This window comes from Streptomyces sp. P9-2B-2 (assembly GCF_030406865.1).
In the GTDB taxonomy this organism is placed as follows: domain Bacteria; phylum Actinomycetota; class Actinomycetes; order Streptomycetales; family Streptomycetaceae; genus Streptomyces; species Streptomyces platensis.
This window is the reverse complement of sequence record NZ_CP129126.1, coordinates 543,620-562,830: the sequence shown is the minus strand read 5'-3', so window position 1 is coordinate 562,830 and position 19,211 is coordinate 543,620. Positions and strand designations below refer to the sequence as shown.

The following is a 19,211-nucleotide window of genomic DNA, read 5'->3' as shown; positions in this document are numbered from 1 at the left end:
CCGGGCGGCGTCACCCGGCGGTGTGTGCCGTCCCGCCCCTGGCGAGGTCGCCCGGGTGACCGAGGACCAGCACGAGGAACCACGGCTTGCGTGACAACTTGTCGAACCGCTTCCCGAACTCCTCCCGCCGGGCCGGGTCGGCACGTGGTTCGTACAGTTCCCGCAGGACGAGCCCGGCGCGGTGCACATCGGCGACCATGCTGCCGAGCGGGCGGCGGAAGAACCGGACGACCGGGGTGGGCGGTCCGAAGCTGGGCCACTCGTCGTGCAGTTCCTCGACGCGGAAGTAGTCGCCGCTGGGCGACATCTCGAAGTCGTTCAGCGGATGGTGGGTGGAGAGGACCACGGTGCCCCCGGGCGCGAGGACCCGGCGGAACTCGGACAGCGCCGGGACCCAGTCCTCCAGGTAGTGCAGGGTGAGCGAGGACACCACCACGTCGACGGAGGCGTCGGGGAGGAAGTCCAGCGGCTCGCGCAGATCGTGTACCCGCACCTCGGCCCGGTCGCCCAGCCGTTCGCCGGCCAGCTTCACCAGCGTCGGGCTGGCGTCCAGCGCGATGACCCGCGCCGGCTCCTGGCCGACCAGCCAGCGCGTGAGCTGTCCGCCCGCGCATCCCGCCTCCAGGACCCGCCGCCCCGCGAGCGGAGGGCACTTGCTCTGCACCGCGGGGCGGTCCAGCAGGGTGTTGTAGATGTTGTCCGCGCTGCCCTGGTCGTACTGGACGGCGAATTCCTCGTAGCTCCTGTCGCGAGCCATGGTTGCTCCACTCCTCATCGCACCGGGCCACGGCCGGGCACCGGTGCCCGGCCCTCCGTGTGCCGTGCGGCTGCGGCTCCCTCCGCGCCGGGCCCCGGGCCGTCGGCCGGGTCGGCGCAGGCGCCGTTCTCCGGCAACCTATCGCGGGGTGCGAGGCCGTCGTCGGAGGCGTTTCGTGCGGCGGAACGGAATTCGTCGGGGACCGCCGCACAGGTCGCGTCCAGGAGGGCCAGCGCTTCCTCGGCCTCCTCGTCGGTGGCCACCATCGGTGGGAGCAGGCGGATCACCTCCGGCTGTCCCAGGCACGGGGACACCATGAGCCCGCACCGGCTCAGTTCGAGCAGCACGTCACCGGCCGCACCACCCGGGCCGAACTCGACGCCCCACAGCAGCCCTTGGCCGCGGACCTCGGTGATCAGCCCGGTATGACGCCGCGCGATCCGGCGGAGCCCTGCTGCCATCAGGCCCGCCAGCCGCTCGCCCCGGGGTGCGAGGTCCTCCACCGCACGCAGCGCGGCGCTCCCCGCGGCGGCCGCGAGGGGGTGGCCCGAGAACGTCGTGGTGTGCACGAACGGGTCGGTGGCCAGCGGCCCGTACAGCTCCTCGGTCGCCACCAGCGCGGACAGCGGCTGGATGCCGCCGCCCAGCGCCTTGCCGAACAGCACCGCGTCGGGCCGCAGCCCGGCGGCGACACTCAGCGCCCGCTCCCCGCACCGCCGCAGGCCCGTCTGCACCTCGTCGGCGATCACGAACGCCCCGTGCGCACGGGCGGCAGCGGTCAGCGCGGTCAGGAACGCCGGCGGCAGGGCCCGGACGCCGCCCTCGCCCTGGACCGGTTCCACGAGCACCGCGGCGACGTCCCCTTCCGCGAAGGCCCCGGGTATCGCTTCAGGGTCGGCGGGGACGTGCGTCACCCCGCCGAGCAGTGGCTCCAGGGACTGGCGATAGCGCCGGTTCCAGGTGGCGGCGAGCGCCCCCAGCGACTTGCCGTGGTACGCGCCCTCGACGGCGATGACCCGGGTCCGGCCGGTGGCCAGCCGGGCCAGCTTGAGCGCGGCCTCCACGGCGTCGGAACCGTTGAGACCCAGCCACACCCGGGTCAGACGACCGGGATCGGTGTACTCGACCAGCTCGGCGGCGAACCCGGCAGTCGTGCCGTTCGCCAGGACGCGGGTGGAGACCGGCATCGCCTCCAGTTCCCCGCGGACCGCGCGCAGGACGTCCGGATGACGGCGGCCGAGCAGAGTGACCGCGTAACTGCCGAAGTCCAGTGCGGACCGCCCGTCGGAGAGGACGATCCTGGCCCCGTCCCCATGGGACTCGACCGCCCCCGCGCCGTTCATGCCGTACACGAGGGCCAACCCCGGGGAAAGGTGCGCCCGCACCCGGCCCAGCACGGTGCGCGCGTCCGGTCCCGCCACCGTCCGCTCCGGAACCGCACTCACCCGCGCCCGCCTCCCGCCGGCACGGCCGCGGCCACCTCGGGGCCCGGTGCCCCGTCACCGAGTGCGCCGAGGAGCTGCACGAACCACTGGTGCACCGCCGCCGTCGCATAGCCACCGGACGGCAGGAAGAACGAGAGGGTGCAGGCGAAGCCGCCCGGGTGCAGCGGATCGGGCTCGACGCGGTGTACCGAGAGGTGCGTCTGCAGCACGGTCGGGCGGGCGGCGGTGCTGCGCACGCACGCCCCGTCCGTCCAGCGGTAGCGGACGTAGTCCAGCTCCGGGCAGCGCGCCGCGAGGCCGAGCGCGGCGCCGCGCGTGGTCGCGAAGGCGTAGGGCAGCCCCTCCCGCTCGACCTGGGCCACCTCCGCTCCCGCCGACTCCCGGAGCAGGGCCCGCACCCGGGCATTCCACTCGTAGGAGGCGTGCGCGCAGCGGTAGAAGACGGGGATGCGGGGGTCCAGACGCTTCCAGAACTCATCGGCGGGGCCTTCGTGTTCCAGCGCCTGCGCGCCCTCGGCGGACCCGGAACGGCGCAGTAGATCCAACGCCGTGTCCTCGTCGCCGGCGAGCAGCGCCCCGCCGATCAGATGGGTCTCCTTGGGCCCGCCCGGCACACCGAAGCGCTGGGTGTCGTAGTAGTTGACGAAGAAGTGCGTGTGCCGCCGCGGGCCCTCGGCCAGGGCCGTGGCCGAGGTCTCGTCCAGCCCCCTGACGACCAGCCGGAAGCAGTTGCCGTCCAGCTCTCCGGTCCGCAGCGCCGTGGTGCCGGACCCGTGCGGCGTGACGTGCCATTGGTGGTCCCTGCCCCCGGCACGACCGCGCGCGTTGGCGCGTTCGATGTCCTGGGGCGACAGCATGGCGCCCACCGAGACGAACTGCTCCGTGATGCCGTCCTCGTCCTTGAGTCCGGCCGCCGCCACGTCCTGCGCGTCCACACCGAACGCCTCGGAGAGCGCGCCGAGCGCCTCATGCGTGGTCAGGCCGCGCTTCCACAGCAAGAGGTAGGTGTGCGTGGACGCGTCGGGCGGCGCCGTCTCCAGGCCGAGTGTCTCCGTGACGCGGAAGTCCTCCGGCCGGACTTTGAGCAGGGGCAGGCGCATCGGGTCTCTCCGGACTCGGGACGGCTGACGGACAGCCGGCCGGACGGACAGGGCGGGGGTGCCACCGGGAGAAGCGCCGGAGAGCGGGCGCCGGGGCAGGGGAGCCCTGGTACGACCCGCTGGACGGCCTCCCGGGTGAGCCGCTCCCCGCGCGCCAGCCGCCGTGGTGGTCGGTGGTTGCGCCCTGCTCGCACGGAGGAGCGTCTACAGGTGACTGCTGCCCGCTGCCTTTGGCGTTCCCGTACCCGAACGGGGAGCCCGACCGTCCGGCGCACGGGCCGGAAGGGCGCCTCGCCGCGTACGACCGGCACGACGACCACTGAAGTGCATCACATGGGATTCATGAGGTGACAGGTGATGACTCAATGGCGTCGAGCCGTGGCGGCAGTTCTGCCTCGGCAAGTTGTACCGGTCGTCCGCTTGCCGGATAAGGGCTGTTCCGCGCACCGGAACACTTCCCGGTCCGCCTTGCCGCGCCCTCTGCCGCCTGCCTACGGTGACCGGGCTGTCGGGCCCGAGGAAGTCCGCTCCCCAGCTCTCTTGCTCCTCGTCAAGCCGCCGCCGGGAGGCCCCAGACCTCATGGAACACACCTGTGCACCGGCCGCCTTTCCGGAGCGGCACGTTCTCGAAGGGCGCCTGAAGAAGTTCCTGGAGGAACGCGGCCTCGACATCGGCGCGGTGATCGGTGAGACCGATCAGGGCCTCGGCCGGCCGGCCCTCGCGGTGGCCGCCGGGTCCGTCCTGGCCGGGTTCGGCAACCACCGCAGCGACCTCGATCTGCTGGTCCTCGTCGAGAACGATCACCTCACCAGGTTCCCCATCCAGTCGCACCAGCACGGCACCCTGATCGACGTCAACATCCGTCAGGCGAGCGCGGTCCGGGACCGCACCGCGCACCTCCGCGACAGCACCTGGCCCCGCTTCGCCACGGTCACCCAGGAGGCGTGGAACCACCGGCGCCGCACCATCAAGACCGCGAGCAGACTGGCCCTCGGACTGGAACTGCTCGCCACGGGGCCGTGGCAGAGCTGGCACACCGGCCTGCGGGCGCCCTGGCTCGCGCGGGTGGTCGAGCAGTGGTGGACGGTCGAGGCACACCGGCTGGCCCGCGCCGCCCAACTGCTCGCCGACGAGCGGCCGATGGTGGCCGCGGTACGGGGCAGGGAGGCCGTCGTGGCCGCCCTGAACGCCCGCGCCGCTGCCGCCGGACAGATCTACTTCACCGAGAAGTGGATCGGTGAGAAGCTCAGGGCCGCCGGGGACCATGCCTCCCTCGCTCTCCTGCGCGAGGTCCTCACACCCCCGCTCGCCCCCCTCGACCGGGTGGCGCGCTGCGTGGGCCTCGTCCATGAACTGGCCACGCCCGAGGCGCCGTTGCATACCGTGCTGCGCTGGGCGACCGGTATCGGTACGGCACGGCTGGACGACCGTACGGTGGTCGACCGCTGGCAGTTGCGCGCGCTGGAGGTCTCGCGCACCGACCTGCCGCCCGCCGGAACCGACGACATCCTCTGGTCGGGGCCGCCCGGTGCCGACCCGCCCGCGGACCTCAAGCGGCTGTTCGTGCACGACATGCTGTGGCTCGGCGTGGCGGTGTCGCAGGAGGGGGTGGCGGGACGATGACGGCATCGGAGACCACGGCCCATGAGCCGCTGCCGGATGTGCGCCGGCTCATGGCGTTCCGTGCCCATGGAGCGGTGCGCCTGCTGCTGAAGTGCCGTGCCGCCCAGGAGGATGTCGAGGGCGCGGTAGCGGCGGGACAGCCCGAGGTCGCGGTCCTCATGGCCTACGACCTGGTGCAGCTCTCCCTCTCCGTACGGGGGCTGCGCACCCATGGCGAACTGGTCTACACCGGCGAGCAGGCGAGCTTCGACCCGTTCGCCGGAGTGCCGGCCGAGGACGTCGAGGACGGTCTGCGGCTGGCCGCTGCCGGGCTGGAGGACATCCCCGAGGGTCGGGGCCGGGAGTGGCTGGACCGGTTACAAGACCATCTGGACGTCACCGAAGGGAAGTTGGGCTATCCGCAGAAGCTGCCCGACGTCCGGGCCGGCAGCGGTCTGATGAAGGGCTTCAAACTGGCCCGCACCTGGTCGCCCCATCTGGAGCGGCTCGGCCTGCCGGACGTCATGCCGAGCAACTGGACCCGGCGTGCCGACTGAACCCCGTACCGCCGCTCGCCCCGACGGCCCGGCCCTGGTGTTGCACGACATCACCAAGAGATACGGGCAGTTGACGGCGCTCAGCGAGGTGGATCTGGACATCGCGCCGGGGGAGATCGTGGGCCTGCTCGGGCACAACGGCGCCGGAAAGACGACTCTGATGTCCCTCGTGGCGGGGCTGCTGCGGCCGGACACCGGGTACATCCGGGTGCTCGGCAGGGACCCGGTGCGCGCACCGCACGAGGCCCGGCGCCGCATCGGGCTGGCGCCCCAGGAGCTGGGCCTCTACCCGCCGTTGACGGTGCGGCAGAACCTCCTGTTCTTCGCGGAGCTGGCCGGACTGCGCGGCCGCGCCGCCGACCGCCGCATCGAGGAGGTCGCCGAGCCCCTGGGCCTGACCGAACTGCTCGGTCGACGGGCGTCCGTGCTGTCCGGCGGGCAACAGCGACGCGTGCACACCGCGATGGCGTTGGTGCACCGGCCGCCCCTGCTGCTGCTGGACGAGCCGACGGCCGGGGTGGACGTCCAGACCCGTGAACAGCTCCTGGCCATGGTCCGCACCATGGCGGCCGAGGGCACGGCCATCTGCTACTCCACGCACTACCTGCCCGAGGTGGAGACGCTCGACGGCTCCGTCGCCGTGCTGAACGGCGGCCGCATGGTGGCCCGCGGCACGCTGAAGGAACTGGTGCGGCAGTACGGCGACAGCGGCGTGGAGCTTTCGTTCTCCGGCGGTCCGCCCGATCTGTCCCTGCCGTGGCCCGCGGTGCGCGACGGCCGGGTCCTGCGGGTGACGGTGGAGCAGCCGCATCTGGCCGTGCCGCAGGTGATGGCGGCCCTCGGTGATGCGGCCGGCGAACTGGTCAACCTCCGGCTCGTCCAGCCCAGTCTGGACAGTGTGTTTCTGCGGGTCACAGGACGCCGGTACGACGCGGCCGCCGAGGAGGACACCCCATGAACGAGGGATCGCCGGGACGGATCGCCGCTCTGGTCCGGCACGACATCCGGCTCCAACTCCGCGACCCGGCACCCCTGCTCGTCCGTACCGTGATGCCCCTGCTCCTCATGGGGTTCATGCAGCCCCTCTTCCGCACGGCGCTGCGGGCCGACCGGGTCGCGGGCGCCACGGGCGCGGAGCAGGCGGTGCCCGGCATGGCGGTCATGTTCACCTTCTTCCTGGTGAACCTGGTGGGCTTCGGGGTCTTCCGGGAGCACGGGTGGAAGACCTGGGACCGGCTCCGGGCGGGACTGGCCCGGCCCGGCGAGGTCGTGGCCGGCCGGGTCGTCGTCCCGCTGGGCATGGCCATGCTGCAACTATCCGTGGTGTTCCTGACCGGCGGGCTCGTCTACCACCTGCGGATCAATGGGTCGTGGCCGGCGCTCGTGGCGGTCGGCGCCGCACTGGCGCTCTGTGTGGTCATGTTCGGCATGGCGCTGGTGTCGCTGTGCCGGACGGTGTCCCAGCTGGCCGTGTTCGCGAACCTCGCGGCACTGCTGTTCGCCGGCCTCGGCGGCGCGCTGACACCGCTGTCCGCCCTGCCGGACTGGGCGCGGCCGCTCGCACCGGGAGTGCCCAGCTACTGGGCGATGCGCGGCTTCACGGCCGTCGTCATCGACGGCGGCGGCGCCGGTGCGGTGCTGCTGCCCGTGGTGGTGCTGCTCGGCTTCTCCGCCGTCTTCGCCGCGGTGACGCTGACCTTCTTCCGCTTCGAGCACCGGAAGGTCTCGTGGTCATGACGGATGGCATCACGGATGCGGGGGACGACATGGCACCCGGCGCGACAGTGGTGGTCTTCGACTGCTTCGGCACGATCGTCACCGAGCGGCGCCCCATGCCGGGCCCCGACGACTTCACCCTGGCGGTCGCCGACGCGCTCGTCCTGGACCGGAGGCTGGCCGACGAGATCGTGCAGGAGGTGTTCGGCACGCTGTACACCGCCCTCGTCGACAAGTCGGCCCTCCAGCCGCCCACCCGCGGCCTGCTCGACTCCGCCCTGCGGGCCCGGGGCGTGATCCGCCCGGCACCAGACCTCGACCGGGCGCTGTGGCGGGCCCTCGGCTGCGAGGACGACGACCGGTACGCGCTGTGCGAGCCGGCCGCCGAGGCCATGCGCCGCACTGCCGCGGCCGGGCACACGGTCCGGCTGTTGTCGAACTGCTATCTCCCCGGCGAGCTGATGCGCCGCCTGCTGACCGGCCTCAAGGTCCCCCAGGTGTACGACCGGGCCCTGTTCACCGCCGACGGCGGACCGAAGAAGCCCGACGCCCGGGCCTTCGAGCTGATCACGGCCGGCCCGTTCGGGCGCCGGATCATGGTCGGCGACTCCGACGACAACGACCTCACCCCGGCCCGCCGGCTCGGCTGGGAGGTGGTGCCGGTGGATCCCGGCCGCCCGGACTTCGACGGTCTCTACACGCTGCTGTCCCGTGATGCGCCGGAAATCCGTTCCGTACAGAGAAACACCCGCTGATCGACCGGTCGTCCACGGCTACTTTTGACGACACATCGGCACCTCGCACCGCATGGCCCGTCCCGCGCTGCCACCCCGCGCCATGCCGAAGGAGTTCTCTGTGAGAGTCCTGGTCATCTGGCCTCCCCATGTACCGAGTTACTTCAACGCAGGCCACCACACCCCGCTGTACATGACGGCCGGGCACCTGCGCCGACTGCCGTCGGTGGAGCGGGTCGACGTGCGGGACGCCGGGGTGCTCAACACGCACTGGAAGGCGATCGGCGATCTCCTCTACCAGGGCCGCTACGACGTCATCGCGATGATGAACGACTTCGACGCCGTCGACGGCTTCGAACGGTTCACCGCCTACGCCCGCGAACTGTCCCCGGACAGCCGTCTGCTCACCTTCGGCCGCCTGAGCAGCATGAACCCCGGCTTCTTCCAGCGGTACGGGCTGGACGCCATCGTCTGCTCCGGTGACTACGAACCGGGGGTCGCGCACTACATCGAGTCCCTCGCCGCCGGTACCCCGCACGCGGCCCTGCCCGGCGTGGCCGTACGCGACGGGGAACGCTGGGAACCGCCCTCGCGCGATGGCGACAGCCTGGCCCCCGAGGCGTGGACGCTGCCCGAGGTGCGGGAGATCCCGTACGAGCACTACGACCGGCTCTACGCGCGCGACGAGGACAAGTTCTGCGGCATCCCGTTCCGCCGTGAACTGGTGGTCCCGGTGGCCCGCGGCTGCCCCATCGGCTGCGAGTTCTGTGAGGTGCACGAGATCTTCGGGCTCCGCGAGCGGCGGCTGTCCGTGGACGCGACCGTCGCGTACATCGAGGAGAGCCTGCGCGCCCTGCCCTTCGAGTACGTCTCCTTCTACGCGCCGACGTTCACGCTCGACAAGCGGTGGGTGCGCGAGCTGTGCGCACGGTTCCTGGCGGGCCCCGTGTCGCCCCGCTGGAAATGCGCCACGACGGTCCACCATCTCGACGCCGACCTGGTGGCGACGATGGGCGGAGCGGGCTGCGTACGCATCTCGGTGGGCCTGGAGACCCTCGAACCGGACGGCCACGGCTCCCTGCCCCGGGCCAAGCGGATCGAGGAGGAGAGATTCCGGGAACTCGCGGAGCAGTGCACCCGGGCGGGCATCGAGCTCAACGCCTTCGTGATCATCGGTCTGCCCGGCACCGGACCGGAGGGCGCCCTGCGCACCCGGAAACTGGTGGAGCAGGTGGGCGCGCGCTTCCGCCCCACGATGTACACGCGTCTGCACGACATGACGCCGTCCATGACACCGCTGCAGATCAGCAGGTACAACCGTCACTTGATCGCGGACTCGTCCCAGGCACCGGACGACGGCCTCTACGACTTCCTGTTCGGCCGGGAGAGCCGGGTGACGTCCGTGCACGAGCGGATACCCACGGCCGCCGCCCGGAGCGGAGCATGAGCCCGCGATCGGCCGCACCGCACGCGGACGCCGTGCCGTTCCCCACCCGGCCGGCGGTGTGGGGGCTGCCCTGGGAGCCCCGCCGACAGCGGGCCGGTGTGCTGAACCTGAAGAGCTGCGAACTGCGCCACCCCGCGGCGGCCGAGCTCGTGTCCGCGGCGGCGCACCGGCTCGGCACCGCGGACCTGATGTACTACCCGTACCAGCAGAAGCTGGTGACCGCGCTCGCCGACCTCCACGGTCACGACCCGTCCGGCATTCTGCTCACCGCCGGCTCCGACTCCGCCGTCGGCCTCGTGGTGGACGCCCTGGCGACGGGCGGCGGGAGCCTGGTCCTGCACGAGCCGGCCTTCGAGAGCTGGCGCTACTACGCAGCCCTGCGCGCCGTGCCCGTCGTGGGCTGTGCCGCACTGGAGACCGGCGCCTCCCGCCTCGACCTGGCCGCACTGCACCGCACGATGGCGGACCACCCCCCGGCGGTGGTGGTGGTCACCAATCCGGCGAGCCCGTCCGGCCTCGCCCTGTCCCCGGCGGAGATGGCGGAAACCGCCGAACGTGCACGGCGCGCGGGCCATCTGCTCGTCGTCGACGAGTGCTACGGCGCCTTCTGCGGCATCACACACGTCCCGCTGGTCGCCTCGTCGCCACACCTGCTGGTCCTCCACTCGTACTCCAAGACCTTCGGACTCGCCGGGGCGCGGATCGCGTCGGTCTTCGGGTCGCCCGCGCTGGTGTCCTACCTCTCCCGGTTCCGGCCGGACAGCACGGTCTCGTCCACGGCCTTGGCGCTGCTGCACACCCTCATCGGCAACGTGGACGGGTTCACCGACGTGTGGCGCGACGTACGGGCCATCCGCGCCGACTTCGCCCGGGAGGTCCTCGCCGCACACCCGGAGTGGACCGCACTCGACCCGGGTGGCAACTTCGTGACGTTCCGCACCGGCGATCGCGCCCTGCCCCTGCGGATGGCACGCCACCTCGACAGCCACGGGGTGCGCATCCGCCCGCTCGACGACGTGCCCGGACTGGAGGGGTGCCTGCGCGTCTCCCTTGCCGACGCGCCCACGATGCGGAAGGTGGCCGCGCTGATGAACGACCCGGTGGCCCTGCGATGACCCGCACGGTGGCGCGCAGGATCGTGGTGCTGGGCAGCCCCGGCAGCGGCAAGTCGACCTTCAGCCACGCCCTGGCGGACGGCACCGGTCTGCCGCTGATCCACCTTGACGACGCGTACTGGCGACCGGGCTGGCGCAGACCCTCGACGCCGGAGTGGGAGCGGACGGTGGAGCGGCTCACCGCAGGGCCGTACTGGATCATCGACGGCAACTTCGCCGGCACCGTCCGGCAGCGCGTCGAGCGGGCCGACGCCGTGGTCCTCCTCGACCGGCACCCGTGGCTGTGCGCGGTGGCTCTGGTGCGCCGCTCCCTGCGGCTGCGCCGCGACACGCTGCGGGGGCGGCAGCCCGGGGACTACCTGCCCGCCGGACTGGCGGCGGACGACCCACCGGTGCGCAGCCTCACCGCCCTCGTACGCAAGGCCGCCGGATTCCGCGGCCGCGAACTGCGCGCGATGCACCCCGCGCTGGCGGCCTGCGCCGCACCCGTCCTGCGCTGCCGCAGCCGGCGCTCGGCGGAGCGGCTGCTGCGGCATCTCTCGGCGCGAGCCCGCCCGCTGCCCGCTGCTGCTCCGGCCGGGAGCCGACCGCCGTTCGTGTGCACCTGCGCACAGCGCCGCCACCACGGCCATCCGGTCCCGACCGTCCCGTCAGCCGCCCCGTCAGCCGTCCCGCGAGCCAGCCGTCCCGCGAGACCCGACCGGACCAGGAGAGGAGCACCTGAGCATGGGTAACCGCGCAGAGGAGCCGCCACCCCACAGGGCGCTGCTCGACTCCGGCTGGCACACCGACTGGCACACCGATGGGGCGCCGGGCGGTGGGCCGGACGGCGCCTCGGGCCCGGACCGGATCCGGCAGGTGGCCGCGAGCGGCTTCGCCGCACTCGCGATCCCCCGGGAGTTCGGCGGTGCCGGTGCCGGACTGGTCGAAGTGGCCGCCGCACAGCGCACCTTGGGCGCCGTCGACCCGTCCGCCGCCATCGCCCTGAACATGCACTCGTTCACCGTGGGGCTGATGGCCGACTACTGGCAGCGCCACCGCGACACCAGCTGGATGCTGCTGGAGGGCATCGCCGGGTCGCACGCTCTCGTCGCGTCCGCCTTCGCGGAGCCGGGCGGCAGCCCCAATTTCATGAGCAGCCGCTCGTCGGCGGTGGAGACCGGAAAGGGCTACCGGGTCTCCGGGGTGAAGTACCCCTGCTCACTGGCGTCCACCGCCACACTGGTGTGCCTGACCGCCCGCGTCGAGGCAACGGACGAGACCATCCTCGCCCTGTGCCCCGCGGCCTCCCCGGGCGTCACGGTGGAAGGCGACTGGCCGTCCATGGGCATGACCGCATCGGACACGGCCAAACTGGTGCTCCGGGACGTCGACATCGACGACCGCCTGGTCTTCCACCGGGGCCCGGCCGATGTCATCGACGACACGGTGATCTCCGGAATGGTCTGGTTCTCGGTGCTGCTCAGCGCCACCTATCACGGAGTCCTCAGCGCCCTGCTCGACCTGGCCTACCGGCAGGTGACCGGCTCCGGCCGGTACGGTGCGCGGGTTTCCCTGCTGGGCCGCGCCACCAGGGAACTGCTGACACTCGGCGGTGCCTGCCGTCAGCTCGGCCGCGATTTCGAGGACGGCGGACTCTCCGGCCGCGCGGCCCTCGCAGCGGCCATCGCGCTGCGCGCCACGCTCAGCGACGTACGGGACCGCGTCGTGTCCGCCGTCACCCCCGTGGTCGGAAGCCGCCTGTACACCCGCGACCAGCCCGCCGCGAAGCTCCTGGTCGACTCCCTGGCCGCGCACCACCATCCGCCGAGTCTGCTCGTCTGCGACCAAGTCGTCGGAGACCACTGCACGGGCCGTGAGATCAGCTTCGATCCGGCCGGTTGAGCCGGTCTTCACCCCCGGAGAACCGTCCGCGAGGAAGAGAGAGCCAGCAATGCCCCATGTCGAAGTGAATCTGCGCATCCAGGCACCGGCCGAGGAGACGTGGCGAGCCGTCACCCGGCTGGAGGACTACGCCGCGTACATGGAGAACGTCGAGTCGGTGACGGTACGTGGCGCCTCGCACGGCAAGCGTGTGAGCGAATGGTCGGTGCTCCTCAAAGGGTCGGTCCTTGAGTGGGTCGAGGAGGATCAACTCGACGAGACGACACGCACCATGACATTCAATCAGATATCCGGGGACCTGGACCGGTTCACCGGTTACTGGCGGGTGGATCCGCAGGACGCCGACGCGTCGCTCGTGACGTTCTCCGTGGACTTCGAGATCGGCATCCCGCTGCTGGCCGACATGCTGAACCCGGTCGCCACCAAGGCACTGCGGGAGAACTCCGAGCAGATGCTCCGGGCGATCGAGAGGCGGCTCGTCGTCTCGTGACTTCCCCCGCGCGCATTCTCGTCACGGGTGCCACCGGAGCGGTCGGCGGCGCCGTACTGCGCCGGCTGACCTCGGCGGGCCACGACGCGTACGGGGTCAGCAGCCGCGGCGGCCGCTCCCCGCGCCAACTCGCCTGGCGCATCGGCACCGAGGAGCCCCCCGACGCGCTGCGTGGCCCTTGGCACGCGGTGGTCCACTGCGCCGCCGACACCCGCTGGAACCTCTCGGCCGAGGCGTCGGAGCAGGCGAATGTGGCGCCGCTGCGCGCCTTGCTGAAGTGGATGGACGAGCACACCCACCTCATTCATCTGTCGTCCTCCTACGCGACCGGCCTGACCGGCAGCGTGGCGGCCACCGCGTCCGACGCGTACCGGAACACCTACGAATGGTCCAAAGCCGCCGCCGAGCGGTTGATCGCCGACGAGTGCGTGACGGCCGACATCGTGCGCTTCCCCATCGTGATGGGGGCGCGCGCGGACGGCTACCTGGACCGGTACAGCGGCTTTTTCTGGCTGCCGTCATCGCTGTGCACCGGGGCCGTCCCCGCGCTGGTCGGCGACCCGGACGCGTACCTCGACATCGTCAGCACCGACGACATCGCCGAGCACATCCGACAACTGGTCGGAGCAGACCGGCCGGCCGGAGTCAGGCTCTCGGTACTGGGCCGCGGCGCCGGCGCACCGCGCGTGGCGAAGGCGTTCCACACCCTCCTGGCCGCGCTCAACAGCTGGCGCGCGGAGAACGGTGTGCCCGAGCTGGAGCAGTTGCGCTATGTCTCGGCGGACCAGTGGAACCGTTTCTACCTACCGTTCGCACGGGCCTACTTGGACCGGGCGCAGCTCCTGCGCGTCACGGCCTTCCAGGCGTACCAGAGCTACCTGTCGATCACCGACCCCTTCGAGGTGACACACCAGACGGAGCCCATCACCTCCACGCTGTACCGCTCCATCCGCCGCTGGGCGGAAACCCACGCGGCGACCGCTCGCCGGGTACCGAGGCCCTGGTGTCCTTGAGCCGGTCTGCCGCCTCGCGCGTGAACCCCGTCGGCGGCTGGGGCATTCCCACCCCCGACGGGGTCCACATTGCGCGTCGTCGCTAGGTGCGGTGCACCTTGGACTGGGCCGGCCGCCGTTCCGAAGCCGCCACTGCTGCCGTCGGCATCGCCGTCATGTTGCGGCCCCTGCCAGGGGCTCCGCGATGGGCGTTACCCGCGGGGTGGCCAGCCGCTGGTAGTCCTCCGTGTGCAGGGCGAGGGACAGGTCCAGCTCGGCCGCGTTGAAGAAGATCTCCTGGTGTTCCAGCAGGCCGGGGTCGACGATCAGCTCCAGCTCGGGGTCGAAGGAGAACGGGACGATGGAGCCGCTGACACAGCTGGACAGGCGTTCCGCGGTGGCCTGGTCGGCGAAGGAGACATGGCGTGCGTCGTACAGTTCCTTGAGCCGGGCCAGGTCCACGCGCCGGTCGCCGGGGACGACGGCGAGGGCGTAACGCGAGGACTTCTTGGTGACCTTGACGCGCACCACGATGCACTTGGCCGCCTGGTCCAGGGCGTTCCCGCGGAGTGCGCTGACCACGTCCGTCCGGCCCTCCGGGGCATGTTCGATGAGGCGGTGACGAGCCTGGCCGTCCTGGAGGAGGGCCAGCAGCCGGGCGGAGGTCGTGCCGGGTGTGCTGTCCGCGGGCTCCGTCGGGACCGGCTGTGCGGGGGCGTCGGGCGAGACCGTGTGTGCCGTCATCCCCACACCACCGCGGAATGGAGCGCGTCGTCGGCGAAACCCATGAAGAAGCCCATGGTGAGGCGGTCGGCGCCGGTGACCCGCTCGATGGAGTGGTATCGGGTGGGGTTGATCAGGTAGACGTCTCCGGCCTGCGGCTTGAACTCGCAGCAGGGGTAGCCGTCGACCACGGCCTCGTCATAGCCGAGACCGTCCTGGATCTTGTACTGCTCGTCCACGGGCTCCCAGGGCTTGCGGTACATGCGCAGCTCGCCGCCCTCGTCGCACTCTTGCAGGCAGACCACGCAGCTCAGCTGGTACGCGAGGTCGGTGAGGGCGATGCCGGTGCCCTGGGCGTCCCGCATGATGTTGTCGTTGTGCAGGGGGTTGCGGACGCCGTCGGCGTGGATGCGGACGACGGAAGCCGCGTAGTCGCGGCCGTCCGGCTCCTGCGCGACCGAGACCGCGTCGAGGCCGAAGGCGTCCCTGAGCCCGGCGCGGACCTGGTCGGCGAGGTCAAACCCGGCCGTGTCCAGCATGTCCTTGGCCTCGTCGGCGGCCTGGAAGTAGCCGTCCAGGTCCTGGAGGTACTTGGCCAGGTACGGGCCGATGGTGGTGAGGGCGCCGTTGGCGTAGCTCGTCGTGGAGGCGTTGGCGAAGAGCTTGCCGATGCGGGTGCGGTTGTCGGCGAACACCTCGGCGGGCAGCAGGTTGCGCAGTACGACTACGGCGGTCTCACCGTGGGCGAGCCGGCGGAGCAGATCGGCGTCGGGGCGCTCCGCGGCGCCGTCGATGACGATGTGGGTCCAGTTGTCAGTCGTGGGCATGGGTCGGTGCTCCTTCGAGGTCGTAGCGGTTGCGGGGAGGCAGCCCCGTCGTCCAGGGGATCTCCGTGACGCTGTCCGGCTTGAGCGGTTCCCAGTGGTCCGCGGGGGCGAGGTCCGGGATCACTTCCGAGGCGATCACCAGGCAGCGGTCGGTCTGGAGCCGGTACATGCCGAAGTAACGCGGCGCGAGGGTGTCCGGGGAGGTCCAGTGGATGACGTAGGCGGAGTAGGGGTTCACCGCGATGGCGTTACCCGAACTGCCGCCTCTGGGAATGGAGGTGAGCCGTTCGAGGGTTTTCGCCTCGTCCAGCCGGCGGGTGCCGGCGGGGACGATGTAGTCGAAGTATTCGCGGGAGTCGAACTCCGATTCCGCCATGCCGAGCAGCTGGTGGACGGTCGGCTGGAAGCCGTTGTGCATGAACAGCCAGGGGACGGAGCCGCCGGAGCGTTCCAGGGGGTGGGTGAAGCGCGGGCCGTGATTCTTGGCCAGGGTGGCGTGGCGGGCGTGCACCGCCAGGAAATCGGTGGAGAGGTCCGGTACGGGCGACTCGCGGAAGCTCTCGGTGAGCGGGCGTACGTCCCGATGGAGCCCCAGACCGAACGGCGCGTCCGACTGGCGCCATACCGCGCCCCAGCCGTTGGGGTGCACATCGGTGGGGCCGTCGTGGTCGGCGGTACGGCCACAGCTCATCGCTTCGGCGGCGGCCAGGATGTCCGTGGCCCGGAAGTCCCCTGCGGCCACGATGAGTCGGCACATGGCAGGTCAGCCTCGCAATCGGTCGGCAACGAGTGAATGCAGCAGGGCGGGGATCCGGTCGCCGGGGCCACCGCTGAGGACGACCCGGCCGGCCGCGCCGGTGTGCCGGGCGAGGTCGGAGGCGAGCACCGGCAGGTCGTCCGCGGGAAGCGCGGCGGGGTCCGGTGGGGGAGCGGCGAGCTGGATCTCGACGGTCAGGCCCGGCTCCTGGAGGGCCTCGGCGGCCGCCAGCTCCTGTTCCGACACGGCCGAGATCTGGCCGGCGATGCCGGTGCCGCCCGCGCCGTCCGGTCGTACCGGAGCGTCGCCGAGGTGGGTGTGGAAGGCCAGTTCCGCCCAGTCGGCACCGGTCGCCTTCTCGACGAGCGCCACCAGTCCGCCCCCGGAGAGCCGGAATCCCATCTCGACGAAGACCGGACCGTCGGGGCCCTGGATGACGTCGACGTGGAAGGGGCCCGCGCGGTAGCCGGTGGCGTCCAGGCAAGCCTGCGCCAGTTCTTGCAGTGCGGGCGGGGCGCCGTCGCCGGGCCGGGCCACATGGCCCACCTCGCGGAAGCCCGACAGGCCGGGCTCGTCGGGTACCTCTTCGAGACAGGTGAGCTTCTCGCATACGCTCAGGAGCACGGCGCTGCCCTCGTGGGCGACGCCCTGGAGCGAGAACTCGGGACCCTTGACGAACTCCTCCGCCACGATGCCGGAGAACGCGCCGCCGCCGTAGTTGACCAGGGCGCCGACGCGGTCCAGGGCGCGGTGGCGCTGTGCGGCGCCGTCCACCAGCAGTACGCCGAGCCCACCACCGCCGTCCGCCGGCTTGATGACCTGCGGGAAGCCGAGCTGGTCCGCGGCGTCCCCGCCGCCGAGCCGGTCCGCGGCGTCCCCGACGTCGGGGCCCAGCGGGACGAAGCCGGGCTGGGCCACCTGCGGAGCGCCGGCCAGCAGGGCCTCGCGCTGTTCGCGCTTGTCCAGCGGCCGGAAGGTGTCGCCCACGTCCGGCCACGGTGCCACGCGCAACGCACGGGCCAGGGCGAATCCGGCGTACACATAGCGCTCGAACCCGGTCAGGACGAGGGCGGGTGCGACGCCGGCGGCGCCGAGTGCCGCACGGACGGCGTCCGGGTCCTGCGGCCGCTCAACGGCCACCTCGACCTCGAACTCCCGCCGTCCGAGCAGCTTGCGCCAGCGCAGATAGGCGGGCGTCTCCACCAGCACCGTCCGCATGCCGCGGCGGTGGGCGGCATCCAGATACGGTTCCAGACCGTCGCGGGTGGCGCCTACTTGTACGAAGTCCCCCGGGGGGTTTCCCGCGGTCACGGTCACCGGCCGGAGAGCAGCTCGGGCACGACGGGGCCCTCGGCGCTGTGCCGGGTGTGGACGACCTGCTTGTGCGGGTCACCTTCGAGGATGGCGTCGATCAGCTCGCCGCCGGCGGGGGTCAGGCTCGGCAGGCGGAGGGAGCTGCCGTAGAGCACCATTAACTGATCCAGCGTCAGGCCGGTGAGCCCTTCCAGGCGTTCGGTGATGCGGACGGTCTCCTCGTCCGCCGTCGGGGCCGAACCGCCCAGGAGCTGGTGGATGAGCGGGGCGTGGGGGAGGAGGTCCTGCTGCTCGGCGGCCAGGTACGTCTCCAGGTTCGTGCCCTTCTCCGTGAACGGCGCGTGGACCATGGCGACGAGCTGCTCCTCGGTGAAGCCGTACGCCTGGGCGGCGTAGGCGTCCATGGCCGCCCGCATCTGGTCGGCCCGGCCCTCGTAGCGCTCCCGCATGATCTCCATGAGCTGCGGCGGGAACTCCTTCTTCTGCATGAGGGAGAGGGCGAACTCGACGTATCCGGCGAGACCTTCGGCGTACGACTGGCCGTAGCGGTGTTCAACCTTGAGGGCGCGCAGATGCGCCATCAGCGCGGGGTTGCCGCAGTCGGACTCGGTGAAGCTGAAGGCGATGTCGTCGAAGCGGAAGCCCAGGAATTCGGTGAGCAGCTCCCAGTGGTCGCCGGAGGCGTACGCCGTGTCGTCGTAGATCGAGAAGAACTCCAGACCGGTGCGGACGTCGGTGGTGATCGCGTGCTCGGCGATGATGTCCGGTGCGTCGGCGCCGTGGATGTCGGCGAAGTACGCCTGCGAGATGTTGTTGAGCGAGGCGAGGAAGCCCTGGAAGCCGGCGCGCATGTCGCGCGGGGGCTGGAGCCCGAACTTCCGGGCGAGCCGGGTGACCCACAGGTAGTAGTCCCGCTGCTCCTGCTGGGAGTCGCCGGTGATGATCAGGTCGACGCCGCCGTTGTGCCCCGCGGCCAGGCCGAAGGAGTTGACCATGCTCAGGTTGCAGGCGTTGCAGAACGTGGGGCGGGCGTCGGCGGCCGTGCGGTGGCCGGTCATCAGAATGTCGAGCCGGTTGCGTCCCACGACGTCGTCGGTCTGCGGCAGCGCGGCGTCGAAGGTCCGCACCTGCTGCCCGTCGATCAGCAGCAGTTCGCAGTCGGGGTCGTTCAGCAGGTGCAGGGAGCGGTAGGCGCGGTCGATGTTGTCCATCACGGCCTGCGGCATGCCCGCGTGCCGGTTGGTGGCCACCCGCATCCGGAACGTCGCGCCGTGCTCCTGGGAGAGGATGAGCTGCATCGTCCGGACGAAGGCGAGGGTGTACGAGCTGTCCTTGCCGCCGCCGTAGGCCACCAGGACGACGTTGCGGGCGAGTTGGTCCTTGTCGGGGAGGGCGTCGTAGAGACGGCCCGCGCAGCGGACGGCGCCTTCGTAATTTTCCGCGGACAGGACGGTGCGCAGCTCCCGGAGGGCCGAGGCATGGTCGGGCGCCGCTGAGGACGTGGGCGTGGACGCGTCAATTGTCATGAGGGACAAGAACCTCTTTCAACCGAACGAGGGGGGTGAGCCCGCACCGATGGCAGGCGCGTGGCATGAAGAAACTGGTCTGGTGGGCCGGCGATATGCCAAAGGAAAGGAAAGGAAAGGTAAAGGACCCGGACGGACGGGATCTCCGGCTGTCTGAGCGCTAAAAGAAGGGAGTTCAGCTCAGCGTGCCGGATGTCTATACATGGAATACCCGTTGGTGAGCC

Annotated in this window: 19 protein-coding genes; 11 read left to right on the top strand and 8 right to left on the bottom strand. The window is 71.4% G+C overall.

Annotation, left to right across the window (positions count from 1 at the left end; translation table 11 throughout):
• Positions 1-10: 10 nt before the first annotated feature.
• The 3 genes from QT196_RS02590 to truD are packed head-to-tail and all read right to left on the bottom strand — an operon-like array spanning position 11 to position 3,302.
• Positions 11-757 carry a class I SAM-dependent methyltransferase gene (locus QT196_RS02590; protein ID WP_290354246.1) on the bottom strand — a complete coding sequence of 249 codons (747 nt, stop codon included), beginning with the start codon at positions 755-757 and terminating at the stop codon, positions 11-13.
• Between the two features lie 14 nt (positions 758-771).
• Positions 772-2,202 carry an aminotransferase class III-fold pyridoxal phosphate-dependent enzyme gene (locus tag QT196_RS02585; RefSeq protein WP_290354245.1) on the bottom strand — a complete coding sequence of 477 codons (1,431 nt, stop codon included), beginning with the start codon at positions 2,200-2,202 and terminating at the stop codon, positions 772-774.
• Positions 2,199-3,302, bottom strand: a complete 1,104-nt coding sequence (gene truD / locus QT196_RS02580) for a tRNA pseudouridine(13) synthase TruD (protein WP_290354244.1) — start codon at positions 3,300-3,302, stop codon at positions 2,199-2,201. Before truD ends, QT196_RS02585 begins: the two co-directional genes overlap by 4 nt.
• Positions 3,303-3,882: 580 nt before the next feature.
• Here truD and QT196_RS02575 point away from each other — a divergent pair.
• From QT196_RS02575 to QT196_RS02525, 11 genes are all read left to right on the top strand, one after another.
• Complete coding sequence (locus QT196_RS02575; RefSeq protein WP_290354243.1) at positions 3,883-4,926, top strand: hypothetical protein; 1,044 nt, start codon at positions 3,883-3,885, stop codon at positions 4,924-4,926.
• On the top strand, positions 4,923-5,462 hold the full coding sequence (locus QT196_RS02570) for a hypothetical protein (protein ID WP_266735257.1): 540 nt from the start codon (positions 4,923-4,925) through the stop codon (positions 5,460-5,462). The genes QT196_RS02575 and QT196_RS02570 overlap by 4 nt, the downstream gene beginning before the upstream one ends.
• Entirely contained in the window at positions 5,452-6,420 is a 969-nt protein-coding gene (locus tag QT196_RS02565) for an ABC transporter ATP-binding protein (RefSeq protein WP_266735259.1), read from the top strand. The genes QT196_RS02570 and QT196_RS02565 overlap by 11 nt, the downstream gene beginning before the upstream one ends.
• A complete protein-coding gene (locus tag QT196_RS02560; protein WP_266735261.1) occupies positions 6,417-7,199 on the top strand; it encodes an ABC transporter permease in 783 nt (260 codons plus the stop codon). Before QT196_RS02565 ends, QT196_RS02560 begins: the two co-directional genes overlap by 4 nt.
• Complete coding sequence (locus QT196_RS02555) at positions 7,196-7,933, top strand: HAD family hydrolase (RefSeq protein WP_290354242.1); 738 nt, start codon at positions 7,196-7,198, stop codon at positions 7,931-7,933. Before QT196_RS02560 ends, QT196_RS02555 begins: the two co-directional genes overlap by 4 nt.
• A 100-nt stretch (positions 7,934-8,033) precedes the next feature.
• Positions 8,034-9,359, top strand: coding sequence for a radical SAM protein (locus QT196_RS02550; RefSeq protein WP_266735264.1), 1,326 nt, complete (start codon positions 8,034-8,036; stop codon positions 9,357-9,359).
• On the top strand, positions 9,356-10,474 hold the full coding sequence (locus QT196_RS02545; RefSeq protein WP_290354240.1) for an aminotransferase class I/II-fold pyridoxal phosphate-dependent enzyme: 1,119 nt from the start codon (positions 9,356-9,358) through the stop codon (positions 10,472-10,474). The genes QT196_RS02550 and QT196_RS02545 overlap by 4 nt, the downstream gene beginning before the upstream one ends.
• Positions 10,471-11,208 carry a hypothetical protein gene (locus tag QT196_RS02540; RefSeq protein ID WP_168477158.1) on the top strand — a complete coding sequence of 246 codons (738 nt, stop codon included), beginning with the start codon at positions 10,471-10,473 and terminating at the stop codon, positions 11,206-11,208. The genes QT196_RS02545 and QT196_RS02540 overlap by 4 nt, the downstream gene beginning before the upstream one ends.
• Positions 11,201-12,358: an acyl-CoA dehydrogenase family protein gene (locus QT196_RS02535; protein WP_290354238.1), complete on the top strand. Its 1,158-nt coding sequence runs from the start codon at positions 11,201-11,203 to the stop codon at positions 12,356-12,358. Before QT196_RS02540 ends, QT196_RS02535 begins: the two co-directional genes overlap by 8 nt.
• Before the next feature lie 49 nt (positions 12,359-12,407).
• A complete protein-coding gene (locus QT196_RS02530) occupies positions 12,408-12,848 on the top strand; it encodes an SRPBCC family protein (protein WP_168477154.1) in 441 nt (146 codons plus the stop codon).
• Positions 12,845-13,861, top strand: coding sequence for an SDR family oxidoreductase (locus tag QT196_RS02525; protein ID WP_266735272.1), 1,017 nt, complete (start codon positions 12,845-12,847; stop codon positions 13,859-13,861). The genes QT196_RS02530 and QT196_RS02525 overlap by 4 nt, the downstream gene beginning before the upstream one ends.
• A gap of 153 nt (positions 13,862-14,014) precedes the next feature.
• Here QT196_RS02525 and QT196_RS02520 read toward each other — a convergent pair whose 3' ends face one another.
• The 5 genes from QT196_RS02520 to QT196_RS02500 are packed head-to-tail and all read right to left on the bottom strand — an operon-like array spanning position 14,015 to position 18,987.
• Entirely contained in the window at positions 14,015-14,584 is a 570-nt protein-coding gene (locus tag QT196_RS02520; protein ID WP_290354234.1) for a YbaK/EbsC family protein, read from the bottom strand.
• Positions 14,581-15,390: a hypothetical protein gene (locus tag QT196_RS02515; RefSeq protein WP_168477148.1), complete on the bottom strand. Its 810-nt coding sequence runs from the start codon at positions 15,388-15,390 to the stop codon at positions 14,581-14,583. The genes QT196_RS02520 and QT196_RS02515 overlap by 4 nt, the downstream gene beginning before the upstream one ends.
• A complete protein-coding gene (locus QT196_RS02510; RefSeq protein ID WP_168477146.1) occupies positions 15,377-16,147 on the bottom strand; it encodes a hypothetical protein in 771 nt (256 codons plus the stop codon). The genes QT196_RS02515 and QT196_RS02510 overlap by 14 nt, the downstream gene beginning before the upstream one ends.
• A 6-nt stretch (positions 16,148-16,153) precedes the next feature.
• The gene (locus tag QT196_RS02505; RefSeq protein WP_290354233.1) at positions 16,154-17,464 is read right to left on the bottom strand and encodes an ATP-grasp domain-containing protein; all 1,311 of its coding nucleotides are present in this window, start codon (positions 17,462-17,464) and stop codon (positions 16,154-16,156) included.
• The gene (locus tag QT196_RS02500; protein WP_248000989.1) at positions 17,461-18,987 is read right to left on the bottom strand and encodes a PqqD family protein; all 1,527 of its coding nucleotides are present in this window, start codon (positions 18,985-18,987) and stop codon (positions 17,461-17,463) included. Before QT196_RS02500 ends, QT196_RS02505 begins: the two co-directional genes overlap by 4 nt.
• Positions 18,988-19,211: the final 224 nt, after the last annotated feature.

Coding starts and splice junctions, on each gene's coding strand:
- QT196_RS02590 (WP_290354246.1), bottom strand. CDS start 757: ATGGCTCGCGACAGGAGCTACGAGGAATTCGCCGTCCAGTACGACCAG.
- truD (WP_290354244.1), bottom strand. CDS start 3,302: ATGCGCCTGCCCCTGCTCAAAGTCCGGCCGGAGGACTTCCGCGTCACG.
- QT196_RS02575 (WP_290354243.1), top strand. CDS start 3,883: ATGGAACACACCTGTGCACCGGCCGCCTTTCCGGAGCGGCACGTTCTC.
- QT196_RS02570 (WP_266735257.1), top strand. CDS start 4,923: ATGACGGCATCGGAGACCACGGCCCATGAGCCGCTGCCGGATGTGCGC.
- QT196_RS02560 (WP_266735261.1), top strand. CDS start 6,417: ATGAACGAGGGATCGCCGGGACGGATCGCCGCTCTGGTCCGGCACGAC.
- QT196_RS02555 (WP_290354242.1), top strand. CDS start 7,196: ATGACGGATGGCATCACGGATGCGGGGGACGACATGGCACCCGGCGCG.
- QT196_RS02545 (WP_290354240.1), top strand. CDS start 9,356: ATGAGCCCGCGATCGGCCGCACCGCACGCGGACGCCGTGCCGTTCCCC.
- QT196_RS02540 (WP_168477158.1), top strand. CDS start 10,471: ATGACCCGCACGGTGGCGCGCAGGATCGTGGTGCTGGGCAGCCCCGGC.
- QT196_RS02535 (WP_290354238.1), top strand. CDS start 11,201: ATGGGTAACCGCGCAGAGGAGCCGCCACCCCACAGGGCGCTGCTCGAC.
- QT196_RS02530 (WP_168477154.1), top strand. CDS start 12,408: ATGCCCCATGTCGAAGTGAATCTGCGCATCCAGGCACCGGCCGAGGAG.
- QT196_RS02520 (WP_290354234.1), bottom strand. CDS start 14,584: ATGACGGCACACACGGTCTCGCCCGACGCCCCCGCACAGCCGGTCCCG.
- QT196_RS02515 (WP_168477148.1), bottom strand. CDS start 15,390: ATGCCCACGACTGACAACTGGACCCACATCGTCATCGACGGCGCCGCG.
- QT196_RS02510 (WP_168477146.1), bottom strand. CDS start 16,147: ATGTGCCGACTCATCGTGGCCGCAGGGGACTTCCGGGCCACGGACATC.
- QT196_RS02500 (WP_248000989.1), bottom strand. CDS start 18,987: ATGACAATTGACGCGTCCACGCCCACGTCCTCAGCGGCGCCCGACCAT.